The organism is Mesorhizobium sp. P2_H9 (assembly GCF_056403215.1).
In genome coordinates, this window is sequence record NZ_JBFUFX010000005.1 from 170,698 (window position 1) to 190,430 (window position 19,733).

The following is a 19,733-nucleotide window of genomic DNA, read 5'->3' on the forward strand; positions in this document are numbered from 1 at the left end:
ACACCGATTTTCACTTTTCGGTATCACGGTCCATTCACGGTCTATTGAGCCTCGCCAGCCGTGGCGTGGCCAAAGATACTCGGAAGCCCGCGCGAAACGCCGGTGTCGACCGTGACTGAGACGCTCATGCCGGTGCGCAACGCCATTTTGGCGTCGGCATCGGTCAGTTCCAGGCGCACCGGAATGCGCTGCGTGACCTTGACCCAGTTGCCGGTGGCATTCTGGGCCGGCAGCAGCGAGAACTCGGCCCCGGTGCCGGCGCCGATCGCCTTGACCGTGGCTTCGAACGTCCTGCCCGGATAGGTATCGACGACGATCTCGGCCGTCTGGCCGGGCTTCATATGGGTGAGCTGGGTTTCCTTAAAATTGGCATCGATCCAGGTGTCGCCGGTTTCGACCAGCGCAAACAGCGGCGTGCCGGAACCGACATACTGGCCGACCTTGAACGAGGACGCCTGGCTGACGACGCCGTCGGCCGGCGCCTTGACCGTGGTCTGCGCCAGATCGTAGGCGGCCTTGTCGCGCGCGGCGAGTGCGGCCATCACGGTCGGATGCTTGTCGGTCTCGATGTCGGGATTGCCGGCAAGTGCTGCCTTGGCGCTGATGATGCCCTGCTGTGCCACAGCCAGCTGCTGCTTGGCCTTGTCGAGGTCGTTCTTGGCCTGATCCAGCGCCGACTTGGTGTTGATGCCCTTCTGGGCAAGGTCGGCGGCGCGATCATATTGCGACTGCGCATAGTCGACTTCACTGGTGGCGGACTTTTCCTGCGCCGTCGCCTGGCTGTAGGCGGCGCGCAACTGCTCGATGCCGACCCGTGCGACTGCAACAGCCGCGTCGGCCTGGGCCAGCGCGATCCGGTAGGGTTCGGGATCGATGGCAAACAGCACGTCGCCCTTTCTGACCAGCTGGTTGTCGGCGATATCGACCTGAACGATGCGGCCCGCCGTATCCGAGGCGATCGACACCTTGGCCTGCTGCAGATTGGCGTTCTCGGTCTCCTGGTAGCGGCCGCCGGTCACCCAGACGTAGGCGCCGCCGGCGATCAACGCCGCGGGCAGTGCAAACATCAAAAGGAAACGACCGGCGGGGCGCTTTTTCTTCGGCGCCACATGCGCCGGTTTAACCGGAGGAGCAATCGCCACCGGCGCAGCCGCCGGCTGCGATGGCGCCTCGGCGACCGGCTGCGCCGGCGCCTGCATTTCCAGCCTGGTCACGTTCTCTTCTATCTTGGCTGCCGCGTTCATGCTGCTGCGCCTTCCGTACTCTTGACTTTTTCCAAGGACGACGTCTCGCCATCCGCAAGATTCTGCACGATCATATCCAACGCCCTGATCAGGACACGGCGATCTTCCGGCGAGACGCCGACGAGCGATTCCTCATAAACCTCTCCGGCAAGGCTCTTGACGTGGGCATAGGTCGCGCTCGCCTTGGCGGTCGGGAAGATCATGCGCACGCGGCGGTCGGTGGCGTCGGAGCGGCGTTCGATCCAGCCGCCCTCCTCCATGCGATCGACCAAGCGCGAGACACTGATCGGCTCGATTTCGAGAAGTTCGGCGAGCCGTGCTTGCGCGACTCCAGCCTCCTTGGCGACGCGGACCAAAAGCCGCCATTGTGCCGACGAAAGGCCGAAGCCGCTGGCACGCGCCTCGAACCGCTTGCGCATCAAACGCTGCACGTCGTGGATCAAAAAGCCCAATCTGTCGATGCCATCGGAAACCATGAGCGGGATATATAATGAGCGTGCTTACCATTCAAGATGCTGCATTGCACCAGAGGTTCAAATAATTGTGTGGCAGCCATGCAAGGCGGGTCATGGTTAGCGATTTCTGAAGGCGCATGTGCGCCATGCCCGGAACCACGCATTGCCATCGGCGTCTGTCCCGTGGCTATGGACGAATCCAATCATGCGCAATATGGATGGAGGTACGGTCTGCCGTGGCGCTTTCGCGCTGAGGCAGGCGACGTTCGATCAATGACGCTGCGCCGGGCGCCTGTTCGATGACGCCGCCTTGCAACGTGTCGAAACCGGGGGACCTGGTCATGGCCGACAACAAGCCGACAACAGACGTTACCAAGGATTGGCAGGCATCGCAGGGCCAGAAGTCCGGCGCCACGCGCCTCCGGCTTTTCGCCGCGCTGGCCTGGATCATTGCCATTGGTGGCGAGATCTACGGGATCGTCTTGCTCCGCCAGCACAAATTCGACCAGGGCAACCTGCCGCTTTTGATCGGCATTCTGGTCGGGATCGCGATTTTCGCCATTGCCGGCAGCCTGCTGTGGAAGGCGGCCAACCGGAAGGACCCGGCCCGCGAATCCGACACATTCCGTTTCTTCGTCCAGAACCAGCTCGGCGCGATCATCACGCTGATTGCCTTCCTGCCGCTGGTTCTTTTGATCCTCAACGACAAGAACATGGACCCGAAGAGCAAGAAGATTGCCGGCGGCGTCGGCGCGGTGCTTGCCGTGCTGGCGACACTGATCGGGGTCAGCTACCAGCCGCCGTCGGTCGAGCAGTACACGCAGGACATGAACCAGTGCGCGGCGCAGATCAAGGCGGGGCAGCCGACCACGGCCTGTTCGCCCGAGGTCGCCGCCCAGGCGCAGGCGATCGCCACCGACTCGACCACCGTGGCCGATGCGACGAAGGACGCGGCACACCCCAATGGCCAGGATATCGTGTACTGGATCGCGCCGGAAAACGGCGCCGCGAAGTCCGCCACCGAGCATGTCTTCCACCTCTGCGCGGCCGTCAGCCCGCTGAAGGACAAGACGGTCAACAGCGGCTCGGTGACGGAAGCCTACGCCCAGAACGCCATCCGCATCACCAAGCAGATCGAGATGGAACAGAAGCAGTGCGGGTTCACGACGGCGGCGGCACCCGCGGCAGCGGCACCCGCGGCAGCGCCAGCGGCACCCGCGCCGGCGCCGGCGCAATAAATCCGATGGCGTTCTGACGCGCCCGGTTGGGCGCGCCTGCAGCATGGCGGCAAACGCGGTCTGGGCTTTGCCCGCTCATCGCAGCGGTGGAGGAGCGGCCTATAGCTTTCTGAAAAAGCCGGACAGGATGTTCGGCCCGGCTTCGCCCGGCCGCAGCCGGATGCCGTCCTCGAAGCCATTCAGCGTCACGCACTCGAAGCCGTGATACGCCAGCAGCGCCACCAGCGATTGACGGTCGAAATGGTGCAAATGCTCGTTGGGCAGACGCATACGCCACGTCCGGAACCACGTATCGCCATCGGCGCCAAGCTCACGCCAGCGGCAATAGGGAACGGCGATGGCGAGATGGCGGGCCTGAAGGCGGGCGAGAAAACTCAAGTCAGGGATGTGCTCGAGCACGTCGAACATGGCGACGAGATCCCAAGAGCCGGCAAGCGCCTCCTCCCAATCGACAAAGCGCACACCCTCGGGCAGCGGAAACCGGGTGATGTCACAGCCGGCGCAGTCGGCAACCCCGGTTATCTTGGCGGCTTCGACGAATGTGCCGGTGCCATAGCCGATCTCCAGCACCGACCGCGGTATCTCGCCGGTGATCCCAAGCACCCAGCCAAGCCGCTGATAGCCGAGCTTGATGGTCCGGTCGCTCAGATCCTCGTAGTAGGAAATATACTGCTTGTCGTATGTGATCGGTGTTGCGTCGATCTGATGGATCACGCCAAACCGGTCGACTTCGTAATTGTCTAGCATGAGCGTTCGGCCCCCGGATTTCGGATCCTTACATGGCGGAGCTAAACGCAACGTAAGCGGCTGGGGTGGCAGGCCGAAGCTGGCAGGCCCTGCGGTGGGCTTCCGTCAATCGTAAGCGAATGGCCGCATTGCCAATCCTGCCAAAGTCGAAAGTCCGACCCGCTGCCCCCGCAGACCTTGACGAAAATTGGTGCGCCTGTTTGAGACACGGGGCAAATGGGGCATTTGCTCCGTGGGGGAGATGAGCAAGCGGTGGGCAAACAGTGAATCGCGTTCTTCGAATGCTTGCCGCGATGATCGTGGCCTCCGCTGTGACCGGCTGCACCAGCGTTTCCTACTACGCGCAGTCGCTGGAGGGTCATGTGCAGATCATGGCCGCTCGCAGAAATGTCGGGAAGCTCATCCATGATCCTTCGACGCCTAAGGCATTGCGCGCCAAGTTGACGTCGGCGAGCGCCATACGTCGGTTTGCGACAGATGAACTGGCGCTGCCCGAAAACAACAGCTACCGCAGCTATGTCGACATCCATCGGGACGCCGTGACCTGGGCCGTTTTTGCCGCGCCGCAATTCTCGCTCGCGCCAATAACATGGTGCTTTCCGGTCTTCGGCTGCGTTCCATACCGGGGCTACTTCTCTCGGAAATCCGCGGCTGAAAGCGCGGCCGAGCTTCAGAGACAGGGGCTGGACGTCTATGTCTCAGGCGTCACCGCATATTCCACACTGGGCTGGTCCAGTGACCCGCTGCTAAGCACCATGCTGCGTCAGGACGACACCTATCTCGCAAGCCTTGTTTTTCATGAACTGGCGCATCAGCGCCTCTATGTGGATGACGATTCCGCGTTCAACGAGGCTTTCGCGGTTGCCGTCGAAACCACCGGCGTCAGGAAATGGCTCCGCGCCGCAGGCGACCGGGCCGGATTGCGCCGCTACGAAGCCGATCGCAAGCGCGGCGCCGATTTTCTCGGACTGGTGTCGAAAACTCGCGACGAGTTAAGGCAGGTCTATGCGAGTCCCCGCACCCCGAAGCAGATGGCGGATGCCAAGGCAGCCACGATCGACAGACTGCGGATGCGCTACCGGCAGATGCGCGATAGGCGCTGGGCCGGATACCGGGGATACGACGCCTGGTTCGATGCCCCGATCAACAACGCAAAGCTCGCCGCGACTGCTGTCTACGGTGAACAGGTTCCGGCCTTTCTTCGCTTGTTCGACTTGTGTTCCGGCGATTATCCAAGGTTTTACGCTTCCGTTCGACGGATCGCGGATTTGCCCAAACCTTCGCGTGCCGAAGCACTCAAGGCTGCGGATACGTGCAGACTTGAACAAGCATGAGGGCCCGGCCTCTGAATGCTCCGATGTCAGATGGGCCGAAAAACTAGCCAGAATGAAGCCGTTCCGCTGGCGACCCCATCGTGGCCGCAACTTCCTCGTCGACTTCGCTGTCTATGGACGAACTGCCGGCGAGCAGCCGAAGGGTTGGCGTGCCAGCTTTCGCAGCGCGACGCGCTCAGACGGCGATTTGAAGCGCCCCGTAGCGCTTTACTTCAGCCTCGATCTCCCTGACCAACGTCTCTAGCGCGGGATTTCGGGAGTTGCGGGCGCGTCTGATTACATAAGCCAGGTCTGGAGGCTTGGGAAATATGTTGTCGGCAATCTCCATATCGGGCTGCAGGTACCGCTGACTTAAGAGTGCGACGCCGAGGCCCGCCACTACGCCTGCAGTGATGCCGGCTGCGCTGGAGCATTCGAACACGGTCTCGAACACCGTATCCTCGTCCTGCCCGACGTCGATGCCCCAGCGCCGGTAAAAGCAATTCTCATCGAAGGAAAGAAATGGGACCGGCTTCCCGTTCGGCAGAACCAGGTCGCGAGATTTCACCCAATGCAGCGTCTCGCGGAACAGAAGGATGTCGGCGGGGCGGACCTCATGCTGGAATACTTGGATGATGGCGGCATCAATCGCTCCTTGGCCCAGCAGATCCTGCAACACGAGGCTCATGCGAACTTGCGTGCGTACGCTCACCTCCGGGTAGAGCCGGCGAAACCGGCCAAGAATGCGCGAAAGATCCGTGCAGGTCGTATCCTCGGTCATTCCCAGCGCGATCTTGCCTTGCAAAGTGCTTTTCGACAGGCTCAGGACCGCCTCGTCATGGATGCCCAGAATGCGCCGCGCATAGCCAAGCAGATCCTGTCCGGCCGTGGTGAACATCTGCGCGTTTGCTTTCCGGGTGAGGATTTCGCAGTCGAGACTCGTTTCGAGTCTCTTGACCTTGTGGCTGACTGCCGATTGCGACAAGCCGAGAATTTCGGCCGCGCGCGTGACGCCGCCGTGCTTCTCGATCGCGACCAGTGCGCGTAAGGCGTCGACATCCAGGCGGCGGCTCATCACTCCGGCCATGACATTTCTCGCTCGATACAAAAGCAATGCGTCGATTTCTGATGCACCGACGCTCTTTAAGGCAACAGTGCATGCTGGTTTTAGTGGCTATTTCATGAACGTATCGAAATTTGTCATGTGCAAATTTGCGTTGGTGCCGCCAATAGTCTGGCCAACATCGGCCGTGCTCCGCTTCGGGGGCCACGGGCAGGCCTGAATAAAGAGATCCCATGACGCTCCGGCGAACCAAAACCCACCGTCTCGTATGGCCAATAATGGCGACGGTCCTGGTCATAAGCTGGAGTTCTGGTTTCGTCGGCATCCGCTACGCCAGCGAGAATGCCGATGTCATGCTGGTGCTGTTCTGGCGGACCTTGATGTCCGGATTGATCCTCTTGCCATTTGCTCTCCTGATCGGATCGCGCATAAGCGGGCGTGCCTTGATCCAGCAGATGGCCTTCGGCATGGCGATGATGTTCCTCTATCTAGGCGGATTCGCGCTTGCCATCGGTCAGCGCGTGCCGACTGGCCTTGTCGCGCTGATTTCCGATCTTGTGCCTCTCGCCATCGCGGCCTTGTCGCAGCCCGTTCTGGGACAACGATTGACCGGGAGACAATGGATCGGAACGGCTCTTGGAGTGGCCGGCGTGCTTATCGTCTCGCTGGACAACTTGACCGTCGGGACGGCCCCGGCCTGGGCATATGTGTTGACAGCCGCTTCCATGACGGTTTTGGCGCTGACAACCGTAGTGCAGAAGCGGATGGGGACGATCAATATGCCCATCCATCAGAGCCTGTGCATTCAATGCTTGACGGCGGCGATCCTTTTCGCCGCTTGCGCCGAATGGAATGGCGGGCTGATGCCGCCCCTCGATGCCCGCTTCGGGTGCGGCATCGCCTGGCTGGTGCTGTTTTCGACCTTCTTCTGCTACGGCACGTACTATGTAAGCCTGCGCCTTTACACGGCATCACAGGTCAGCAGTGTGATCTACCTCAGCCCGCCGGTGACGATGCTCTGGGGCTGGTCGATGTTCGGAGAGCCGCTTTCGACGGCGATGTTCCTGGGCCTTGCGGTGACACTGTTCGGTGTTTGGTACATGTCGTCGAACAACTCACCGTCGAAGGACGAGGCAGTTTTGAGTTCAGTCAGCAGGAACGCCCGCTCTTTTATCGCCGAGGGCGGATTCGGCCCTCATCGTTGACCGCGATCTACGCCAGCATTGGTTCAACCATGGACATCAAGGAGGTAACCCATGAAGCTCACAGATTTCAAAGCCCTCACCTTCGACTGCTACGGCACCCTTATAGATTGGGAATCCGGAATGATCGACGGCCTGAGGCCGCTGACCGAAAGGGCTGCCCGGAGCTTAGGCCGGAATGACATTCTGGAGGCGCACGCTCGGCACGAATCTGGCCAGCAGAAATGGACTCCGGAGAAACGCTACTGCGACCTTCTGCCGATCGTTTACAAGCGACTTGCGGAGGAATGGGGTGTCATTGTCACTCAAGAGGAATGCGTGGCGTATGGCGAAAGCGTGAAGAATTGGCCGGCTTTTGCCGACTCCGTGGAAGCCTTGCAGTATCTCAAAAAGCACTACAAGCTGATCATCCTCTCCAACGTCGACAACAAAAGCTTCTCGTTTAGCAACAAGAAGCTCGGCGTAGATTTCGACGCGATCTATACGGCGGAGGATGTCGGCTCCTACAAACCTTCCGACCGGAACTTCAACTATATGCTCGAAAATCTCGGGACGATCGGAGTCGAGAAGCGACAAATCCTACACACCGCGGAAAGCATGTTCCACGATCACACTCCTGCCAAACGCTTCGGTCTAACATCGTGCTGGATCTATCGCAGGCATGCGGACCAGGGCTTCGGCGCCACGATGAATCCCGGCGACATACCGACGGTGGATTTCCGCTTCGACTGCATGGCCGACCTCGTCAAGGCGCACGCTGAAGAATTGCGGGCGGCTGATACCCGAGCCGCCAGGCCGCCCACTGCGTGACAGCAGGCGCAGATCGGTTCGTCTCGCCGCCCTACAGCTTTCCAAAAAAGCCGGACAGAATGTTCGGACCCGCTTCGCCCGGCCGCGGTCTGATCCCGTCCTCGAATCCGTTCAGCGTCACGCACTCGAAACCGTGATGTGCAAGGCGTCACACCCAGCAAAAGACCATCGTTCGAGGAGTGCCGTTCCTGAATCCTGCCGTTATCAAAAGACGCAGAGGTGGCGTCCCCCACCCTCCACGACGTCGTCGCGAAAGGGGTTCCATATTGGGCGGTGGTCCTTGAAGGCCGCACCGGCCGCTCGCTGTAGCAAGCGGTGGCGAGCCCGACACCAAAAGCGTCTTCGCTACCGCGCCAGGGGCCGTACCAGACTCTATGTTCCCTTGACGATTCTCGGCTTGATCGGTCGGCGGGATTGAGCCCCGCTCTCGATGGTCAAGGCCAACCGCTTCTCGTCTTCGATGGCGCGATCGACTGCCTCGATTTCTTCTTGGAGAACCTTCAGCTCGGCTCCGTAGCTGGAACCGTCGCTGTCCCCAATCTGAAAGCCGCTTGCCCGCATTGCGTCGCGAGTATGGTGTACGTTGCGGACTCCTTCGCGTCGGGTCGCGACCAGAATTTCCCTGAACTCTCCAAGACGTTCAATGTGACTGCGAGGCATTTGCGTTCTCCTATTTCGTCGTCATCGTCGCTGACGGCGATTCAGCCCGGCAAGAACCTACGGCGCAGAAGGTTTAAGCGCCTCTAAGAGATACGCTCGACAGAGCATGAATGCGGAAGCTCAAATTTGAACGTCTTGCTTGAAGCACGGCAGCTGGAAACTGGCTTGGGACTGCGCGCCGCTGCTGCTCGGCGCTCTTGCTGGTCCATCCGGCTGCCGATTCTCGATCGCGGGGGTTCGTCTATGAGCGCACAGTTCGGATCGGCCGGGCACGGCGCGCTTGAGATCGCCCGCGCGCGGCTCTCCTACTCCGAAAAGCTCACGCTCACGCCGCGCTGCCTAAAATACGCCTGCATCAGCTTGCGGCCCTGGCGGTTGTTCTGCACCAGCTTGCTGGGATCGAACACCGCCTGTTTTATGCCTTCGCGTGCCAGCGCCGCCTTCAGCGTCGCGATATGCGCGTCGATGTCGGCATTGTCCGCCCGCAGCGAGGCATAGATATTTTCGATCGCTTCGGCCACGGTCGGTTCGCTCACTGGTGTCGTCCTTTGGTTGATCGAGCGGCGGCTTAACACAGATTCGCCGATACGCGATACCGATGAGACCGTCAGTGCACAGCGCCCGGGTTTTGGCAAGCGACAACAGGGTCGCTGCGAACTTGCAAGGGTAGATGTCAACCAATTCGCGACAATGGTAACCGGCGCCGAAGCCCGATGCATTCGCCATCTCGTTGGGATCGCAACCTTGCCGTTGGCGATGGAAGTGGCGTTCCCACATCCGATGACGTGGTCGCGAAAGCTAACTGTTCCTTATGGGGCTTCGTAGAGTTCCAGCGGCAGTCCATCTGGGTCTCTGAAAAAGGTAAACCGTTGGTCTGTATAGGGGTCGATCCGGATTGGCTCAACGGCAACGCCGGCGGCTTCCAGGCGCATGATTACGGGATCAAGATCAGCCACGGCAAATGCCAGATGTCTCAGGCCTGTCGCCTCTGGATGGGACGGCCGCATCACTGGTGCAGGGAAGGAGAACAATTCCAGTTGGACGGACCCGATCCGCAGATCCGCCTTCCATGACTGCCGCTCTTCCCGATAGACCTCCCGGATCAGTTCGAGGCCGAGGAGTTCGACGTAGAACCGTCGCGACCGGTCGTAGTCGGTGCAGATGAGCGCGACGTGGTGAATGGCGTTCAGCATGCTACGAACTCTAGCCAAGCCGGGATTTCAGGCCAAGGTCACCATCGGGTACGCGGGGCACTTTGTTGATGTCGCCGTTCGCGAGGGTAGCCTTGTCCGGATTGGGCACAGCGTCGGATGGTCGGCCTGCCCGTTGTCTGTCAGTGCCCCGCCCAGGCCCCGACGCAATAGAGCGCCTCAATCGCAGCGCGCCCGCCCCCGTGGCGGATGTCATAATCGGATGGCTTATGGTGCCGATCATGGCTCTGATCGGGTTCTTCGTGCCGCTGAGAAAAGCAGTTCGTGCAGCCCGTTCCATGGGCTATAATGCGCGCAGCATTGAGGTACCGGGATGCCGGGCTGGCTCGTATCAACCGTCCCTACGAATGTCTCGTCCGCTATAGGAGGGACATCGTGAATGTCCTGATTGTCTATGGAACGACTGAAGGGCAGACGGGGAAAATTGCCGCACGGGCGGCAACGCGTATTCGCGAGCGCGGGCACCAGGTCGAGCTGCTGGATAGCGCAGCGCTCGCATCCGATTTGAAGCTCGGACACTTCGACGCGTTCGTCATTGCCGCGTCGGTCCACCAGGAGCACCACCAGGAAACCGTCACGAACTTCGTATTTGCGCATCACGAGGCGCTGAGCACCAGGCCCTCGGCCCTCATATCCGTCAGTCTGTCGGCGGCGCTGGAAGACCAAAAGACGGAGGCTCAAAAGTATGTGGATCGCTTCGTCTCCGTGACAGGGTGGCAACCACGCATGACCCTTCTTCTCGGGGGCGCATTGCGCTTCACCAAGTACGATTACTTTCAGGAGCAGTTCGTCAAATTCGTCGTCATGAAGAGCGGCGGCCCGAGCCCCGAGCGCGATCACGAATTCACTGACTGGAACGCACTCGCCGACTTCGCCGATCGATTTCTCGAGACGGCCAAACAAGGAGGTGCCTGAGTCGGGCGCAGCCTGCATCGAGATGCACAAAGTGAAGCTGGCCCTTTCACCTGGGGAGTCCCGTGACCGTCACTGAGATGACCGCCCAAGAATGCAGGATGCACCTGGCCGACAGCAGGGTCGGGCACCTCGCGTGCTTAAGGGACGGGATGCCGTACGTCGTGCCGATCAGCTTCGTTTACGAGAACAGCCACATTTACAGCTTCTCCCTGATCGGCCAGAAGGTCCGGGCGATGCGCGAACATCCTCAGGTCTGCTTCGAAGTCGACGAGATTGCCAACCCTCGCAGCTGGTGGAGTGTCGTTGCCTTCGGCCTCTACGAAGAACTGGCCGAATCGGGCCCTCGGCAGAATGAGCGCGACCATGCCTGGTCGCTGTTGCAGAAAGCGCGCCCCAACTGGTGGGAACCTGGCAGCGAGACACCTCACGCCGAGGACAAGGTGGCCAGTCCGCCTCACCTCTTCTTCCGCATCAACATCGAGAAGATCACCGGTCGTCGTGCCCTGGTCTGACCGGCCCAGCCTGTTTCATGATGATCTCGCGATGCGGATAGGGGATGCTTATGCCGTTTGCCTTGAATGTGTCCCAAAGCGCCAGCAGCACCTTGCCGCGTACGTTGGTCAGGCCTTGCTGCGGGTCGCGGATCCAGAAGCGCAGGACGAAGTTCAGCGAGGAGTCACCGAAGTCGGTCAGCCAGCAGACAGGCCGCCGGTCGGCCTCAACCCTGCCGACGCTGATCGCGGCCTCGATCGCCAGTTCGCTGACCTTGTGCGGATCGGCGTCATAGGAGACGCCGAAGTTCACGTCGAGGCGCACGAGGTTGTCGCTGAACGACCAGTTGATGACCCTCTGGGTGATGAAGTCCTCGTTGGGGATCAGGAATTCGCGACCGTCGCGCGTTACCACCGAGACAAAGCGCGCCCGCAATTCGCGTATCCAGCCGAAGGTGCCTTCGAGCGAAATCGTGTCGCCCGGCTTGATCGACTTGTCGAGCAGGATGATCATGCCGGAGACGAAATTCGAGACGACCTTCTGCAGTCCGAAAGCCAGACCGACGCCAACGGCGCCGGAAAACACCGTCAGCGCCGTCAGGTCGAGGCCGACGGCAGAGAGCGCGATGGCGCCTGCCACCAGCACGAGACCGATCTTGGCGACCTTGCCGACGAGGACGCGGATCGACGGTGTCAGTTCCTCGGAGAGGCGGACGCGCTCATCGATGTAATTGCCGGCGACCACCGCAAGCCAGACCGTTGCGATCAGGAGCAGCGCCGCCTTCAGCACCATGAGGGCCGAAAGGCGAACCGCGCCTAGAGGGATTGCCAGGCCGTCGAGGAAGGTGGCCGCTTCGTCACTGACGCCCAGTATGACAAGGGCCGCGTAGATCCAGGCCAACCAACCCAGCGTGCGCGCGACGAGGCGGTTGCGGACGATGCGCGACAGCACGGTCGCGAACAGCCACGCCAGCGAGAGCAACAGCGCGACGAGCAGGAGATGGGTGCGGCTCGGCCAGGTGATGGCGAGCAACAGGTTGAGCGCGGCAAACAGGAAGATAATGAACAGGATCCAGTCGGTGCGCCGCAACAGCGCGATGACGACCCTTAAGAGTCCGGGATGGCCCTTGATCTGGCGTGCCTGGTTCTCGACGAGAGGCTCGACCCGCAGCGCCGCCAGCTTCGCCACGACAAAGAGCGAGGCGATGATGCCGACCTGATAGACGAACCATGGCGTGGCGGCATAGTCGAACCATCCACCGGCCCAGGCCAGCGCTCTATCGATGGCGTCGCGAAAATCCATTGCCACACGACCACTTGGCTAACGAACTGCAACTCGCGGTCCACAATGTCGTCGGCCTTGTGATTGGTCAAGTTGAGCTTGAGGATGGCTTTGTGAGCGGCAGCGGCGGAACAAATGCAGCAGGGCCCCGCGAGGGGGCCCTGCCACTGATTCTTGCAAGATGATCGCCAGCCCTACTTCCCCATCACCTGCTTGGCGTTTTCCGCGGTGATCGCTTTCGTTTCCACCGTCACCGTCGGCTCCGCCGAAGTGGCACAGTCGAGCAGGATCTTTTTTGACATCTCGATCGCTTCCTTGGCACCAGTCGGACAGGTGAAGGTCACGACCCAGTCGACAATGCGGATTTCGCCTGCCCTATTTAAGAAATCACAGAAAAAGCCAAAAATTGATCATCGAAGCGCTTGCGCAAGCGCTTCGATTGGATTAATTCAATCTCCGTGACGAATTTGGCACCGTAGAGCCGCACCCCAAATTCGCCTTCGGAGGGTCAGCAACAGTCACTGCCGACACACGTCGCGCTCGCGCTTCGTGACGGCCTGGTGCTGCCTGCAAATTGTCAAACGGAACGGGAGGAAGTGATGAACATCAAGCAGAACGGACTGTCTCGCCGCACCTTCGTAAAGGCCTCGGCAGCACTTGGCGCGACCGCCGTGGCGGCTGCCTCGGGAATCAAGATAGCGCGGGCCGCGCCGGCCGAACTCAGATATTTCTACCGGGCGCCATGGCCGTCTTCGGAGGTCTACGCCAATTGGCTGATCGACGAGTGGAACAAGAAGAACGGCGATCGGGTGCATGTCACCGGCGCCAGTGTCGACGGCGAGACCTATAAGACCAAGCAGACCATCGAGCTGTCTTCGAGCAATCCCCCGGATCTTTTCTATTCCTGGGAAGGCGGGCGCGGCAAGGAAATCGTCGACAACGGCTTCTCCGCCGATCTGACGTCCTATTACGAGAAATATGGCTGGGACAAGAAACTGAACCCGGCCGGCGTGACGCTGTCCGTCTACAACGGCAAAAAGCATTTCGTGCCGACGGAAATGTGCGCCTCGGTGGTCTGGTACCGCAAGGACATCTACGAGAAGCTTGGCCTCAAGGTTCCGACCACATGGGACGAGCTCATGGCCAACGCGCAGAAGGGCAAGGAAGCCGGCCTTGCCGCATTCATGCTGGCCAATCAGAAGAAATGGCCCTCGCAGTTCATGTGGTCGGCAATCCTGGTCAACAAGCATGGCCTGGATGTCTATGACGGGCTGATCAACGGCACCATTCCGTGGACCGACCCACGTGCGGTCGATGTCACCGCCATGATGCAGAAGCTCGCCCAGGACGGCATGTTCGAGCCGTCGTTCAACTCGATCGATCTCGGACCGGCCATGGTGCCATGGACGCAAGGCCACGGCCTGCACTGGTATCAGGGCTCGTTCAATCTCGGCCGCTTCCGCGGTGACCAGCCGCAATGCTGCGTCGTGCCCATGGACTTCTTCCCGATGCCGGCCTTCCCGGGCAAGAAGCCGGTGATGTCGGTCTTCGCCGAGGACACGATCATGATCCATGCGAACAGCCCGAACAAGGACGCCGCGGCGGAGTTCCTGGACTGGATGGTGTCTGACGAAGCGATGAGCAAGAAGCTCGAGATCGACAAGCCTTATCCGTCGAACGTCAATTCAGACCTGTCGCGGCTGAGCGAGATGGAGCAGCGCCTCGGCAAGGCAATGGCGGAGTCCGGCTCGTTCACCTTCATGCATGTCGACCATGCCACGCCGCCGGCGATCTCGGACAAGTTCCTCGACGGCGTCCAGGGTGTGCTGGCCGGCGCCATGTCGCCTGAAGACGCGATGAAGCTGACCGAGGACGAGGCGGCGCGCGTCAAGAAGTCCTAGGCGATGACCGAGCGGGAGAGGCGCAGCGCCCTTTTCCCGCATCCTCCCCGGCGGCGGTGCACTTCGGCGCATCGCCGCTTGACGGGAGCCGCGTGCTGGTGAGCCCGACGCCGGCGCACACAGCCATTTTCCCAGTCAATCGAAAGGCGCAACACCATGGCCAGCAGCGCAAGGCGCTTCGATGATGGTACCTTCGTCGGTTTTGCCCGCCAGCATGTGTTCGTAACCGTGTTCGGCGTCGCCGTGCCGTTGCTGGTGTTTGCCTGCTTCATCGGCTACCCGATCCTCTACACGATCTACCTCAGTTTCTTCGAATGGAACGGCATGGCGCCGCAGAAGAAATTCGTCGGCTTCGCCAACTACGCCTACCTGTTCCATGACAATTATTTCTACATAGCGCTGGTCAACAACGCCAAGTGGCTGGTCGTTTCGCTGGTCTTTCCGGTCTCGCTCGGTTTCCTGATCGCCTATGTGATGAAGGCGCGCCTGGTGTTTGCGCCATCGCTGTTGCGCACGATCGTCTTCTTTCCGGTGACGATGTCGCTGATCGCGGTCGGCCTGATGTTCCTGCTGATCCTCAATCCGGTGTTCGGCGCCTTCGACACCTTGCTGCGTTCGGTCGGGCTCGGCTTCCTGGTGCATGAATGGTTCGGCGACTATCGCATCGCGCTCTACACACTGGCGGTCATTTCGGGCTGGGCCTTCACCGGCATGCCGATGATCTTCTACTTCGCCGGCCTCGGCGACGTTCCGAAGGAAACATTCGACGCCGCGCGCATTGAGGGCGCGGGACATTGGCGCATGATCCGCAGCGTCGCCCTGCCCCAGTTGCGCCCCGTCACCGCGATCATCGTCATGCTGACGTTGTTCGAATCGCTGCGCGCCTTCGACCTGATCGCCGTGCTGACCAAGGGCGCGCCTTTCGGCATGACCAACGTGCTCGGCTATCTCGTCTACATGGAGAGCTTCTGGAATTCCCGCTTCGGCTACGGCGCAGCACTCAGCGTCGTCATCCTGGTGATTGCCGGGTCGCTGGCGGCTTTCCTGCTCGGCAAGGTCCTGAAGGGTGCTTTCGATGTCTGACACGACCATGATCGCCACGGGCCGCAGCCCCCTTCTTGCGGTTCTGCCCAAACTTGCCGCAACCGCCCTCATGCTGGTGCTGGCGGCGGTATGGCTCGGACCACTGCTTCTGATCGTCATGACGTCGATCAAGTCGAACGCCGAATTTCTGGCGGGGCCTTTCGCCTTGCCGAAATCGCCGACCATCCAGCCCTACATCGACGTCTGGTTCGGGCTTGGGTTCGGCACGCTTTTGAGAAACAGCCTGATCTATGCGACGGCGGGCTCGGCACTGGCGGTGACGCTGGCGCTGGTCCCGGCCTTCGCGCTCAGCCGTATGAACGTTCCCGGGCGCAAGTGGATCTTCGGCCTTTTGCTGACCGGTCTCATGCTGCCGCAGCAGACGGTGCTGATCCCGCTCTACGACACGCTGCGCACGTTCCACCTGCTGGACACCAAGATCGGCCTGATTATCGTCCACGGCGTCTACGGGATGCCGTTGCAGGTGCTGATCCTGCGCGGCTTCATGACGACAATTCCGCCGGAAATCGAAAAGGCCGCCTATGTCGAGGGCGCGACCGATTTCCAGGTTTTCTGCAAGGTGATCCTGCCGCTGTCGGTTCCCGGCATTCTCGTCGGCTACACGCTGAACTTCATCGCCATCTGGAAGGAGTTCGTGTTCGGCCTGGTGTTCCTCAACAGCGAGGACAATTTTCCGGTGACGGTCGGCATGCTGAAACTGAACAGCGATCGCTACCTCGCCGTCTTCAACCTGCCGGCCGCGGGTCTGGTCATCTCGCAATTGCCGATCGTGCTGCTGTTCATCCTGACTTACCGGCAGATCTCGGGCGGCAACCTCTCGGGCGCGGTGAAGGGCTGATGTTCGGTGGTCTCTTTGCAACAAGGAATTTGTAATGGCTGATGTGTCCCTGAAGGACGTCGAGAAGCGCTATGCGATGGTGCCGGTTCTGTCCGGGCTGAACCTTGCCATAGCCGACGGCGAATTCACCGTGCTGGTGGGTCCGTCCGGTTGCGGCAAGACGACGACGCTGAACATGATCGCCGGGCTGGAATCGATCACCGGCGGCACGCTGCGGATCGGCGCTCGCGACGTGACCACGCTGCCGCCGAAGGACCGCGACATCGCCATGGTGTTCCAGTCCTATGCGCTGTTTCCGCACATGACGGTTCGCGACAACATCGCCTTCGGCATGAAGATCCGCAAAACCCCGAAGGCAGATATCGAAGCGCAGATACGGCAGGTCTCGCAGCGGCTGCATATAGATGACCTGCTCGATAGACTGCCCAAGGCGCTGTCCGGCGGCCAGCGTCAGCGTGTTGCGCTTGGCCGCGCGCTGGTTCGCCGCCCAGGCGTGTTCCTCATGGACGAACCTTTGTCCAACCTCGACGCGAAGATGCGCATCGAGGCGCGCAGTTTCCTGACCAAGATGCATCAGGAGATCGGAACAACCACCGTCTACGTTACACACGACCAGGCGGAAGCCATGACCATGGGCAGCAAGATCGTGGTCATGAATGGCGGCAAGATCCAGCAGGCGGCGGCGCCGCTCGAAGTCTACAACCAGCCGGCCAACCAGTTTGTCGCCGGCTTCATCGGATCGCCAGCCATGAACTTCCTGCGCCTCGCATACGACGGCAGCTCGCTGTCGGACGAGGCCTGCGCGTTGCGGATCGCGGTTCCGGAGTGCCGGCGCGCGGCACTTGCCGGTCAGGTGGGAAAGGTGGTTACGCTGGGCGTGCGGCCGGAGCATTTCAGCATCCTGCCGCCCGGGGCAGCCTCAAGGGCCGATTCGATCGCCTTCAGTGTCGATGTGGTCCAGCATCTCGGTCATGAGATTCTTCTCGACCTCAGCATCGGCGATCACCGATGCATCGCGCGGCTGCCGCCCAGCGACCGTTCCAAGCTCGGGGAAAGCCGGCTGTTTTCCATCGATATGGACCACGTCCATTACTTCCACGGCGACAGCGGCGAAAACCTCATTGATTATGCCCGGCAACAATGAATAGTCGGCGGCGGATCGGCGACTGGGGGCCGTTCTCCGGCAGGCGGGTGCCGCATCGAGGGTAAAGGGATGGCGAGAGCGACTGCAACGATCAGCGACGTCGCCCGCCGCGCCGGAGTGTCTACGTCCACCGTGTCGCACGTCATCAACGGCACGCGGCTCGTCAGTCCGGAGAAAATCGCTCTCGTCAACGAGGCGATCGCCGCGACGGGGTATCAGCCAAACGCGCTGGCGCGGTCGCTGGCGCGCAAGGTCAGCAACTATGTCGGCATCGCCGTATCCGCGATTACCAATCCCTATTTCAGCGACATCATCTGCGCCATCGAGAATGAGTGCGCCCGCCTCGGCCTGCTGGTCTTCCTCGCCGATACGCGCGACGAGCCTGGCCATGAACTGGCCGTCGTTCAGGCGCTGCAGGAGCGAAGAGTCGACGGCATCATCCTGGCGCCGTGCGGCGACCCTGACAACGCAACCGTGCGCTATCTGGAAAGGAGCGGCATCCCGACCGTGCTCGTCGACCGGTTCACGGCGTCGGCCTTCGACCATGTCGGCGTCGAGAACAAGCAGTCCGTCGCCAATCTGGTTTCGCACCTGGCCGAATTCGGCCACAGGCGGATCGGCATGATCGGCGGCCATGCCGGTTTCAGCACCACGACGGAGCGCATAGAAGGCTACAGGCTTGGCCTGAAGCGCCACGGGATCGCCTTCGATCCGGAGTTGATACAGTCATCGAACCAGACTTTTGAATCTGCCCAAAACTCAACCACCGCGCTGCTGAACCTGACAAAACGGCCAACCGGTATCATTGCCGGAAACAACCAGACGACGATCGGGGCCGTGGCCGCCATCCGCAATGCCGGCCTGAGAATACCGCAAGACATATCGCTTGCAGGCTTCGACGACTTCGAGTGGGCGAACTATTTCGAGCCACGGTTGACCCTTTTGGCGCAGCCCTGCGATGAGATTGGCCGCAAGGCCGCGCAGATGCTTGTTGAACGGATCGGCGGTTTGCACGCAGCACCTCGTTCGGTCAGGTTGAAATCGACTCTTGTTGTCAGGAACTCTTGCGCGGCTCCGGCGATTTCCTGAGCCCCCTGACGGATCGCGTCGGGATGCGAACCGTGCTGATTTTGCGCCATGCGCAATTTCGATCAAACTGACCTCGCCAGGAAACGGCAGCATGATCCGGCCTATGCGAGGAGCTACATGAACCCGACCGAGAAAGCCCTGTGGTTCGTCGAAAGCCACCTGCCGGAAGCCGTCTCGCTCGACGATGTCGCGCAAAGCAGCGGCGTGTCGCGCTTTCATGTGACGCGGGCCTTTGGTGCCGCCACCGGCCGTTCGGTGATGGGCTACATGCGCGCGCGCCGGTTGAGCGAAGCGGCGCGCAAGCTGGCTGGCGGCGCGCCCGACATCCTCTCGGTCGCGCTCGATGCCGGCTATGCTTCGCATGAGGCTTTCACCCGCGCCTTCCGTGACCAGTTCGGCACCACGCCGGAACTGGTGCGCGCGCAGGGCACGCTCAAAAACCTCGATCTCGTGGAGCCGATCCTGATGGACCAGTCCTTGCTCGCCACGCTCGAGCCGCCGCGTTTCGAGACCAGCCGGCGGTTCCTCATCGCCGGGCTCGGCGAACGCTACAGCTGCGAAACCAGCGCCGGCATTCCGATGCAGTGGCAGCGCTTCGGTCCCTATATCGGCAACATTCCGGGCGAGACCGGCGACGTTGCCTACGGCGTCTGCGTCAACGGCGACGACGCAGGCAATTTCGACTATATCGCCGGCGTCGAAGTGTCGGATTTTTCCGACCTGCCCAAGGAATTTTCGCGCGTTCGGGTGCCGGCGCAGAAATACGCGGTGTTCGCCCATCGCGAGCACATTTCGACCATCCGCCGCACCGTCAACACGATCTGGAACAAGTGGCTACCGGCCTCCGGCCATGAGATCTCGGACGCACCGGAATTCGAGCGCTACGGACCTGAATTCGATCCGCGCAGCGGCAATGGCGGACTGGAGATCTGGATACCGGTGAAGGGGTGAGGAGCGGTCGGCTTTAGGCCGATCAATCGACAACGATTTGTCGATTGAAGCGACGAACGCCCGAAGCCATAGCGA

20 protein-coding genes are annotated in these 19,733 nt (G+C 61.1%); 12 read left to right on the forward strand and 8 right to left on the reverse strand.

Features of this window, described 5'->3' with window-relative positions:
* Positions 1-41: 41 nt before the first annotated feature.
* Both AC1DXN_RS10995 and AC1DXN_RS11000 read right to left on the reverse strand, forming a co-directional pair.
* Entirely contained in the window at positions 42-1,244 is a 1,203-nt protein-coding gene (locus AC1DXN_RS10995; protein ID WP_477273621.1) for an HlyD family secretion protein, read from the reverse strand.
* Positions 1,241-1,720: a MarR family winged helix-turn-helix transcriptional regulator gene (locus AC1DXN_RS11000; protein ID WP_477273623.1), complete on the reverse strand. Its 480-nt coding sequence runs from the start codon at positions 1,718-1,720 to the stop codon at positions 1,241-1,243. The genes AC1DXN_RS10995 and AC1DXN_RS11000 overlap by 4 nt, the downstream gene beginning before the upstream one ends.
* A 320-nt stretch (positions 1,721-2,040) precedes the next feature.
* On the opposite strand from AC1DXN_RS11000, the gene AC1DXN_RS11005 reads away from it, so the two are divergent.
* Positions 2,041-2,937, forward strand: a complete 897-nt coding sequence (locus AC1DXN_RS11005; protein ID WP_477273625.1) for a hypothetical protein — start codon at positions 2,041-2,043, stop codon at positions 2,935-2,937.
* A gap of 99 nt (positions 2,938-3,036) precedes the next feature.
* Here the strand turns inward: AC1DXN_RS11005 and AC1DXN_RS11010 are convergent, their stop codons facing one another.
* Positions 3,037-3,684, reverse strand: a complete 648-nt coding sequence (locus AC1DXN_RS11010) for a class I SAM-dependent methyltransferase (protein ID WP_477273627.1) — start codon at positions 3,682-3,684, stop codon at positions 3,037-3,039.
* Positions 3,685-3,965: 281 nt separating this feature from the next.
* Here AC1DXN_RS11010 and AC1DXN_RS11015 point away from each other — a divergent pair, with 281 nt between their 5' ends.
* The gene (locus tag AC1DXN_RS11015) at positions 3,966-5,018 is read left to right on the forward strand and encodes an aminopeptidase (protein WP_477274007.1); all 1,053 of its coding nucleotides are present in this window, start codon (positions 3,966-3,968) and stop codon (positions 5,016-5,018) included.
* A gap of 175 nt (positions 5,019-5,193) precedes the next feature.
* Here AC1DXN_RS11015 and AC1DXN_RS11020 read toward each other — a convergent pair whose 3' ends face one another.
* A complete protein-coding gene (locus AC1DXN_RS11020; RefSeq protein WP_477273629.1) occupies positions 5,194-6,084 on the reverse strand; it encodes a LysR family transcriptional regulator in 891 nt (296 codons plus the stop codon).
* A 209-nt stretch (positions 6,085-6,293) separates the two neighbouring features.
* On the opposite strand from AC1DXN_RS11020, the gene AC1DXN_RS11025 reads away from it, so the two are divergent.
* Positions 6,294-7,265: a DMT family transporter gene (locus tag AC1DXN_RS11025; RefSeq protein ID WP_477273631.1), complete on the forward strand. Its 972-nt coding sequence runs from the start codon at positions 6,294-6,296 to the stop codon at positions 7,263-7,265.
* 51 nt (positions 7,266-7,316) lie between these two features.
* On the forward strand, positions 7,317-8,072 hold the full coding sequence (locus tag AC1DXN_RS11030) for a haloacid dehalogenase type II (RefSeq protein WP_477242641.1): 756 nt from the start codon (positions 7,317-7,319) through the stop codon (positions 8,070-8,072).
* Positions 8,073-8,444: 372 nt separating this feature from the next.
* Here the strand turns inward: AC1DXN_RS11030 and AC1DXN_RS11035 are convergent, their stop codons facing one another.
* The 3 genes from AC1DXN_RS11035 to gloA2 all read right to left on the reverse strand — a co-directional run bounded on the left by AC1DXN_RS11035 (position 8,445) and on the right by gloA2 (position 9,925).
* Entirely contained in the window at positions 8,445-8,732 is a 288-nt protein-coding gene (locus tag AC1DXN_RS11035; protein ID WP_477273633.1) for a hypothetical protein, read from the reverse strand.
* A 305-nt stretch (positions 8,733-9,037) separates the two neighbouring features.
* On the reverse strand, positions 9,038-9,268 hold the full coding sequence (locus AC1DXN_RS11040; protein ID WP_477273635.1) for a hypothetical protein: 231 nt from the start codon (positions 9,266-9,268) through the stop codon (positions 9,038-9,040).
* Between the two features lie 273 nt (positions 9,269-9,541).
* Entirely contained in the window at positions 9,542-9,925 is a 384-nt protein-coding gene (gene gloA2, locus AC1DXN_RS11045; protein WP_477273637.1) for an SMU1112c/YaeR family gloxylase I-like metalloprotein, read from the reverse strand.
* A 393-nt stretch (positions 9,926-10,318) separates the two neighbouring features.
* Between gloA2 and AC1DXN_RS11050 the strand changes: the two genes are divergently transcribed.
* Both AC1DXN_RS11050 and AC1DXN_RS11055 read left to right on the forward strand, forming a co-directional pair.
* Positions 10,319-10,858 carry a flavodoxin domain-containing protein gene (locus AC1DXN_RS11050; RefSeq protein WP_477273639.1) on the forward strand — a complete coding sequence of 180 codons (540 nt, stop codon included), beginning with the start codon at positions 10,319-10,321 and terminating at the stop codon, positions 10,856-10,858.
* Positions 10,859-10,920: 62 nt separating this feature from the next.
* Positions 10,921-11,370 (forward strand): pyridoxamine 5'-phosphate oxidase family protein, encoded by a 450-nt coding sequence (locus tag AC1DXN_RS11055; protein ID WP_477273641.1) that lies wholly within the window; start codon positions 10,921-10,923, stop codon positions 11,368-11,370.
* Here the strand turns inward: AC1DXN_RS11055 and AC1DXN_RS11060 are convergent.
* Positions 11,345-12,652: a mechanosensitive ion channel family protein gene (locus AC1DXN_RS11060; protein WP_477273643.1), complete on the reverse strand. Its 1,308-nt coding sequence runs from the start codon at positions 12,650-12,652 to the stop codon at positions 11,345-11,347. The genes AC1DXN_RS11055 and AC1DXN_RS11060 overlap by 26 nt on opposite strands.
* 578 nt (positions 12,653-13,230) lie before the next feature.
* Between AC1DXN_RS11060 and AC1DXN_RS11065 the strand changes: the two genes are divergently transcribed.
* From AC1DXN_RS11065 to AC1DXN_RS11090, 6 genes are all read left to right on the forward strand, one after another.
* On the forward strand, positions 13,231-14,532 hold the full coding sequence (locus tag AC1DXN_RS11065) for an ABC transporter substrate-binding protein (protein WP_477273645.1): 1,302 nt from the start codon (positions 13,231-13,233) through the stop codon (positions 14,530-14,532).
* 156 nt (positions 14,533-14,688) lie between these two features.
* The gene (locus AC1DXN_RS11070; RefSeq protein WP_477273647.1) at positions 14,689-15,615 is read left to right on the forward strand and encodes a carbohydrate ABC transporter permease; all 927 of its coding nucleotides are present in this window, start codon (positions 14,689-14,691) and stop codon (positions 15,613-15,615) included.
* On the forward strand, positions 15,608-16,474 hold the full coding sequence (locus tag AC1DXN_RS11075; RefSeq protein WP_477242627.1) for a carbohydrate ABC transporter permease: 867 nt from the start codon (positions 15,608-15,610) through the stop codon (positions 16,472-16,474). The genes AC1DXN_RS11070 and AC1DXN_RS11075 overlap by 8 nt, the downstream gene beginning before the upstream one ends.
* Before the next feature lie 34 nt (positions 16,475-16,508).
* Positions 16,509-17,618: an ABC transporter ATP-binding protein gene (locus tag AC1DXN_RS11080; protein WP_477273649.1), complete on the forward strand. Its 1,110-nt coding sequence runs from the start codon at positions 16,509-16,511 to the stop codon at positions 17,616-17,618.
* Between the two features lie 69 nt (positions 17,619-17,687).
* Positions 17,688-18,707: a LacI family DNA-binding transcriptional regulator gene (locus AC1DXN_RS11085; RefSeq protein WP_477273651.1), complete on the forward strand. Its 1,020-nt coding sequence runs from the start codon at positions 17,688-17,690 to the stop codon at positions 18,705-18,707.
* A 117-nt stretch (positions 18,708-18,824) separates the two neighbouring features.
* On the forward strand, positions 18,825-19,658 hold the full coding sequence (locus tag AC1DXN_RS11090) for a GyrI-like domain-containing protein (RefSeq protein ID WP_477274009.1): 834 nt from the start codon (positions 18,825-18,827) through the stop codon (positions 19,656-19,658).
* Positions 19,659-19,733 lie beyond the last annotated feature (75 nt).

Bases quoted from the DNA above. Each gene is read 5' to 3' on its own strand.
- AC1DXN_RS10995 (WP_477273621.1), bottom strand. From the start codon at position 1,244: ATGAACGCGGCAGCCAAGATAGAAGAGAACGTGACCAGGCTGGAAATG.
- AC1DXN_RS11000 (WP_477273623.1), bottom strand. From the start codon at position 1,720: ATGGTTTCCGATGGCATCGACAGATTGGGCTTTTTGATCCACGACGTG.
- AC1DXN_RS11005 (WP_477273625.1), top strand. From the start codon at position 2,041: ATGGCCGACAACAAGCCGACAACAGACGTTACCAAGGATTGGCAGGCA.
- AC1DXN_RS11010 (WP_477273627.1), bottom strand. From the start codon at position 3,684: ATGCTAGACAATTACGAAGTCGACCGGTTTGGCGTGATCCATCAGATC.
- AC1DXN_RS11015 (WP_477274007.1), top strand. From the start codon at position 3,966: ATGCTTGCCGCGATGATCGTGGCCTCCGCTGTGACCGGCTGCACCAGC.
- AC1DXN_RS11020 (WP_477273629.1), bottom strand. From the start codon at position 6,084: ATGGCCGGAGTGATGAGCCGCCGCCTGGATGTCGACGCCTTACGCGCA.
- AC1DXN_RS11025 (WP_477273631.1), top strand. From the start codon at position 6,294: ATGACGCTCCGGCGAACCAAAACCCACCGTCTCGTATGGCCAATAATG.
- AC1DXN_RS11030 (WP_477242641.1), top strand. From the start codon at position 7,317: ATGAAGCTCACAGATTTCAAAGCCCTCACCTTCGACTGCTACGGCACC.
- AC1DXN_RS11035 (WP_477273633.1), bottom strand. From the start codon at position 8,732: ATGCCTCGCAGTCACATTGAACGTCTTGGAGAGTTCAGGGAAATTCTG.
- gloA2 (WP_477273637.1), bottom strand. From the start codon at position 9,925: ATGCTGAACGCCATTCACCACGTCGCGCTCATCTGCACCGACTACGAC.
- AC1DXN_RS11060 (WP_477273643.1), bottom strand. From the start codon at position 12,652: ATGGATTTTCGCGACGCCATCGATAGAGCGCTGGCCTGGGCCGGTGGA.
- AC1DXN_RS11065 (WP_477273645.1), top strand. From the start codon at position 13,231: ATGAACATCAAGCAGAACGGACTGTCTCGCCGCACCTTCGTAAAGGCC.
- AC1DXN_RS11070 (WP_477273647.1), top strand. From the start codon at position 14,689: ATGGCCAGCAGCGCAAGGCGCTTCGATGATGGTACCTTCGTCGGTTTT.
- AC1DXN_RS11075 (WP_477242627.1), top strand. From the start codon at position 15,608: ATGTCTGACACGACCATGATCGCCACGGGCCGCAGCCCCCTTCTTGCG.
- AC1DXN_RS11080 (WP_477273649.1), top strand. From the start codon at position 16,509: ATGGCTGATGTGTCCCTGAAGGACGTCGAGAAGCGCTATGCGATGGTG.
- AC1DXN_RS11085 (WP_477273651.1), top strand. From the start codon at position 17,688: ATGGCGAGAGCGACTGCAACGATCAGCGACGTCGCCCGCCGCGCCGGA.
- AC1DXN_RS11090 (WP_477274009.1), top strand. From the start codon at position 18,825: ATGAACCCGACCGAGAAAGCCCTGTGGTTCGTCGAAAGCCACCTGCCG.